4 protein-coding genes and 2 pseudogenes are annotated in these 5,882 nt (G+C 42.9%); 3 read left to right on the top strand and 3 right to left on the bottom strand.

Features of this window, described 5'->3' with window-relative positions; genetic code table 11:
• A pseudogene (locus QZT73_RS07045) lies at positions 1-1,173 on the top strand (glycosyl hydrolase); the annotation flags it as partial.
• Positions 1,174-1,572: 399 nt separating this feature from the next.
• On the opposite strand, the gene QZT73_RS07040 reads toward QZT73_RS07045, so the two are convergent.
• Complete coding sequence (locus QZT73_RS07040; protein WP_291781487.1) at positions 1,573-2,625, bottom strand: agmatine deiminase family protein; 1,053 nt, start codon at positions 2,623-2,625, stop codon at positions 1,573-1,575.
• On the bottom strand, positions 2,615-3,496 hold the full coding sequence (locus QZT73_RS07035) for a carbon-nitrogen hydrolase (protein ID WP_291781484.1): 882 nt from the start codon (positions 3,494-3,496) through the stop codon (positions 2,615-2,617). Before QZT73_RS07035 ends, QZT73_RS07040 begins: the two co-directional genes overlap by 11 nt.
• A gap of 155 nt (positions 3,497-3,651) precedes the next feature.
• Between QZT73_RS07035 and QZT73_RS07030 the strand changes: the two genes are divergently transcribed.
• Together QZT73_RS07030 and QZT73_RS07025 are read left to right on the top strand one after the other, a co-directional pair.
• Positions 3,652-4,218 carry a sulfatase-like hydrolase/transferase gene (locus tag QZT73_RS07030; protein WP_291781481.1) on the top strand — a complete coding sequence of 189 codons (567 nt, stop codon included), beginning with the start codon at positions 3,652-3,654 and terminating at the stop codon, positions 4,216-4,218.
• Positions 4,185-5,177: pseudogene (locus QZT73_RS07025) on the top strand (sulfatase/phosphatase domain-containing protein); the annotation flags it as partial. The gene QZT73_RS07030 and the pseudogene QZT73_RS07025, both read left to right, overlap by 34 nt.
• Positions 5,178-5,213: 36 nt before the next feature.
• Here the strand turns inward: QZT73_RS07025 and QZT73_RS07020 are convergent.
• Positions 5,214-5,639 carry a MarR family transcriptional regulator gene (locus QZT73_RS07020; protein ID WP_291781480.1) on the bottom strand — a complete coding sequence of 142 codons (426 nt, stop codon included), beginning with the start codon at positions 5,637-5,639 and terminating at the stop codon, positions 5,214-5,216.
• Positions 5,640-5,882 lie beyond the last annotated feature (243 nt).

Here is a 5,882-nt window from a genome sequence, read left to right as displayed (position 1 = left end):
TGGACCAAGCTTGAAGGAGGCGTTCCAACAATCTCTTTCCGGGATTTAGCAATTCAAAAGCGGGAGAATGACCTGGTTGGAGCATCTTTTGGACGAGGGTTTTTCATATTCGATGATTATAGTGTCCTTAGAGAAGTCAGCACTGCTTCACTTCAAAAAGAAGGCTCGCTTTACTCTACCCGTAAAGCCTTATGGTATATCCCCCGCTCACATTTGGATTTCAGCAAGCCAAAAGGCACGCAAGGCGCTTCCTATTATGTTGCCCCAAACCCTGACTTTGGTGCTGTTTTTACATACCACCTGAAAGATGGTTTGCAAACCAAAGCGGAAATGAGACAAGCCGTAGAAAAATCCCTTACGGCTGCCGAACGTGACGTACCTATGCCAAGTTGGGAGGAAAGAGCAGCTGAAGAGATTCAGGAAAAACCCGGCATTTTCATACTGGTTCAGGATGCCTCTGGTAATGTAATCAGGCGTGTAGAAGGTCCAACGAAAAAGGGCTTTCATCGCATTTCTTGGGACTTGCGGTATCCAGCACCTACTGCATTAAGCATCCATGGTGGGCAATCGAATGAAGAAGGTCTTATGGCCGCCCCTGGAACTTACACGGCTACACTCTACAAAAGTGAAGATGGTGTCACCACGGCTTTGGATGACCCAATTACTTTTGAAGTTGAGAGACTGTATAAGGGTGCGCTGGAAGGGGCTCCAGAAAAAGAAGTGGCGGCTTTTTGGCGTTCGTATGAAGCAGCGGCAAGAGACGCTTCAGCACTTGACATCAACATAGACCGAAGTATAAAAACAGTGGATGCCATGCGCAAGGCCTTGCTGCAATCTACTGCCGAACCTGGCACTATCGATGCCAAACTCCATGACATGCGAAATGAACTCTACCATTTGCACATGGAGGTATATGGCAATCCGGCGAAACTACAAGTGGGTGAAAAAACTCCACCAACTATAGGTGAGCGGCTATTCGCAGTAAACAGGGGAATTTCTACTTCTCTCTATGGACCAACAGAAACTTCCAAGCAAACCCTGCAAATTGCCAACAATCAAATTCAGAAAGCCACTGAGCAGCTAAAAAAGCTCAATCAGTCGCTGCAGTCCATCGCATCAGAAATGGAAAATGCAGGTGCGCCCTATATCGAGGGTATGAAGTGGCCGGATTAATTTTTCTTAAAAGTGAAAAATAATGATACACTACTTTGCCAGTAGGTGCAATTCGCTATAAAGCGTCGGCATGCTTAGGCTAGCCCACAGGCCATGTTTGGCCAACGGAAAGAGGTTTTACGGGGTATAGAAATGAGAGTGCGGTGATACCGCGCTCTCAATTCCATCCTTTGCTTTCAAAAAATCGGATACCAAGATTCCATTCCTATGAGAAATAGCACGGAATCCTGCAGGAAATCAAGCACCTATTTTCAACTCTAAAAAAAATTGATTTCACATTTTGTAAATTACATTTTATAAAATCACTTATTTATTGATATGAATCCTAAAGTCCTATTCCAAAAACGGATGGACAGGTAATTTTAAATCAGTGTTTATCTGCGTTCATCTGTGGTTAAACTACAAAGGTTCCTGTTGACTGAGACAATGAAAGCTTCCCAAACCCCAGATCAAATCCCAGGAATCCACTCCGACCACCATTCTGTCAGGAAAGCAGCCTTGCAGTATCTCCAAGGCCTTTTCATCATTGTCATCCCGGAAAGTGGGTACAATCACATATTTATTCGCGATATAGAAATTTGCATAAGAGGCCGGCAAGCGCATTTCCTCAAATACCACAGGAGCAGGCATGGGCAGCTCAATGACATTGATAGCTTTCCCATTTTCCAAGGTCAATTGGGAAAGGAGTTCAGTGTTTTCTTTCAAAGCTTGGTAATTCTCATCCTGCTTATTATGTTCCACTACCGTGACTACCGTATCTTCTTTCACAAAGCGGGTCAGGTCATCAATATGCCCATCTGTATCATCTCCCACGATACCATCTTTCAACCAAAGTATATTTTCCACCCCATAAAAATCCCGCAGGTACTTTTCAATTTGGGATTTGGAAAGATGTGGGTTGCGGTTGGGATTGAGCAAACAGGCCTCAGTAGTCATCAATGTACCTTTTCCATTGACCTCAATGGAACCCCCTTCCATGATGATGTCAGACTTAAAACAGGGGATATTTCTGTATTTGGCAATTTGAAAAGGAATTTCATTGTCCAAATCATAAGGAGGATATTTATCTCCCCAGGCATTGTAATTCCACTTCACCAAAGCTTTGCGATGTGCAGCCTTTTCATTGACTAGAAAAGCGGGACCATGGTCCCTGCACCATGCATCATTGGTGGGAAAATGATGGAAAAACACTTTAGACAAGTCAGCTTCGGCCATGACCAAGTGCGATTTTGCAATATTCTCCATCTTCTGATCCGCGACATTGATATGGACTTCTTCCCCTTCTGCCAGCAGCTTGACAAATTCGGAATATGCTGGATATATGGTAGAAATCTTTCCAGGCCAGGAAGCCTCTTTATGCGGCCAGCTCAACCAAGTGGCTGCATGGGGATGGAATTCAGCCGGAAAAGTATAACCCAATTCCAAAGGAGTTTTCCCATTGTCAATCTTCATCGATAAATCTTTTCAGGATAGGGGAATAAGTTTCGATGCGACGGTCCCTCAAAAATGGCCAGTGGGTCCGGTACCTATCGGAAAGGTCCATGTCAATTTCTTCCACATGTACCAGTTCTTTTTCATGGTCTGCCTGATAGGTAACCCAACCAAAGGCATTGGTCACAAAAGAGCCACCCCAAAATTTCATATCCCCTTCAATACCTACCCGGTTGACGGATACCACGGGAACGCCGTTGGCTACTGCATGCGACTTTTGGATTGTCTGCCAGGCATGGTATTGCTCTTTGTTGGTATTTTCATCCTGATCCTTGTGCCACCCGATGGCAGTAGGGTAAAACAGCAACTCCGCACCCATCAAAGAAGTGATGCGGGCCGCTTCAGGATACCACTGATCCCAACAGATCAAGACTCCTATAGTGGCAAATTTTGTTTTAAAGACTTTGTATCCCAGATCACCGGGAGTAAAATAAAACTTTTCATAATAGCCGGGATCGTCCGGAATATGCATCTTTCGGTATTTGCCCAAATAGACACCATCAGCATCCAAAACAGCTGTGGTGTTATGATAAAGCCCCTCTGCTCTTTTTTCAAATAATGAAGCGATGATTACTACGCCCAGCTCCTTTGCCAAAGCGCTGAATTTATCGGTAGAAGGTCCTGGGATTTTTTCAGCCAGACCAAAATTTGCATGATCTTCCACATCACAGAAATAAAGGGAACCGAAGAGCTCCTGAAGGCATACTATCTGTGCCCCTTTCTGGGCAGCCTCACGGATTCCTGCTTCCGCTTTTTTTAGATTAGACGGAAGGTCAGTGGAACAAGCGTTTTGCACCAGACCTACTTTTATTTTTCTTTTCAAGGAGGACATGATAATCAGTGAATTTAGGCTTCAAAAATAAACGTAAATTTTGATTTTATTCTCTTTTCTTGCGATGGATATGTTGATGTGGGTAAAGGAAAGGAATTGGATGTGCTGGTTCACAATAACTTTAGTATATTGATAGCAATAAAATTGCTTTAATAATGAATAAAACGCTAGCAAATACCCCTGTGCTTTGCTTTTTAATTTGTTTGATAATTTCCTCCTGTGAGGAAAAAAAGCCTCAATCCCCTTCGCCTAATATCCTTTTCCTAATTGCGGATGATTGGTCTTATCCTCACGCCGGCATTTATGGAGACCCTGTAGTCAGAACGCCAACTTTTGACCGTCTGGCCAAAGAAGGTGCTTTATTTACAAATGCATATGTCACTTCTCCCTCTTGTTCTCCTTCCAGGGCCTCGATCCTACTAGGGAGGTATCCTCATCAAAACGAAGCAGGGGGAAATCTATGGTCGGAATTTCCCTCCAATTATCCCACCTATGTGGGCCTTTTGGAAAAAGCAGGATATTTTACTGGATCCACTAGGAAAGGATGGGGTCCTGGAGAGTATGAAATTAGCGGTTTTAACCATAACCCTGCTGGCAAAAACTTTGATGAATTTGATGCTTTTTTAAAAAAAGGAACAACAAGCAGCCTTTTGTCTTTTGGTTTGGAAGCAGTGATCCCCATAGGGAATATGTTACCAATACCGGTATACAAACCGGAATGAAGCTTTCCGATGTCCTTGTTCCGCAATTTTTCCCTGACAATGACTGCGTAAGAAATGACATCCTTGATTATTATTTCGAAGTGGAGCGATTTGACCGTGAATGTGGCCAACTCATTCAACTCCTTGAAGACCTTGGAGAGTTGGAGAATACCATCATTGTCATGACAAGTGACAATGGAATGCCTTTTCCAAGAGCAAAAGCAAATCTTTATGACTTTGGTACCAGAATGCCATTGGTCATCCGCTGGTCGGAAAAAATAAAAGCAGGTACTGTGATCAATGAATTTGTAAGCTTTGTGGACTTTGCACCTAGCTTTTTAGAGGCAGCAGATCTGAAATCAAATGATATGAGTGGGCAATCCCTTTGGCCACTTTTTGAAGGAGATAAACAAGGCAGGGAACAAGTCTTCATGGAGCGTGAAAGACATGCCAATGTGCGCCAAGGTAACTTGAGCTACCCCATGCGGGCAGTAAGAAACCATGAATACCTATACATTTGGAATCCTTTGCCAGATAGAAATCCTGCAGGTGACCATACAGTTCACCAGTCTGTGGGGCAGTATGGAGATGTGGATAACTCCATTACCAAATACCTGATTATGAACATGGAAGGGAAAGCTGACCCAGGCATGCCGGATTATTTTAACCTTTCTTTTGGAGTGAGGACAGAGGAGGAATTGTACGATGTGGTCAAAGACCCCTATCAGTTAAACAATCTAGCAAAAGATGCAACTTTTGTTGCGGTCAAGAGCCAAATGAAAGAACAGCTCTTAAAATGGATGTCCGATACAGGAGATCCAAGAGCAGAGAACCCCAAATCCACCTATTGGGACGAGGTAAGATATACACCAGATTATCAAATGCAGGATTTCCCACTTAAGGCTAGAATAGAGGAATATATGATCAAACCTCCCTTTGGAAAATACGCTGCCTCAGGAATTTCATGCTTGGAAAATTGAAAGTCTTTCATCCATCTACTTTCAAACGGGCAATATTTATTCCCCATTTAAATCCTGAATCAATTTCTGAACCAATTCAAACAACTTTTCTTTGTCTTTTTCTTTCCAACCATCCAAAATTGAGAGCGCATGTTGGCCCAACTGAACCGATTTGGATTGCAAAGATTTCCCTGGATAAGTCAGCTCTATTTGAACCTTTCGCTCATCTTCTTCACTTCTTTCCCTTTTGACCAGGTTCATGGTTTCTAACCTTTTAAGCAAGGGGGTGAGTGTACCGGAATCCAAAGAAAGCCTTTCCCCAATTTGGGAAACCATCAAGCCGTCTTTCTCCCATAAGCAAAGCATCACCAAATACTGTGGATACGTCAATCCAAGCGTTTTCAATGGCTCTCTATAGGCTTGGGAAATCAGTCTTGATACCACATAAAAGGGAAATCCGGGTTCTTTATCTGCAATAGCCATAACTTTTTAATTGTAAACAATTAAATTTATGAAAATTTGAATGCAGAAGCAAGGAAACGAAAGACTTTTAATATCAAGGGAAATTATAGCTATTAAAACTTCATTCTGAGATTTTAAAATTTCCCATTTACAGAAAGGCAATGACATCTAGCGAACCGTCATACTGAGACGGAGCCTGCGGAGTCGAAGTATCTCCCATAAAATAGGAGACTCTTCGCTTCACTCAGAGTGACGTACATTTCT

It is taken from the genome of Cecembia sp., from assembly GCF_007126775.1.
Taxonomy (GTDB): Bacteria; Bacteroidota; Bacteroidia; order Cytophagales; family Cyclobacteriaceae; genus Cecembia.
This window is presented reverse-complemented; position numbering and strand designations above follow the sequence as displayed.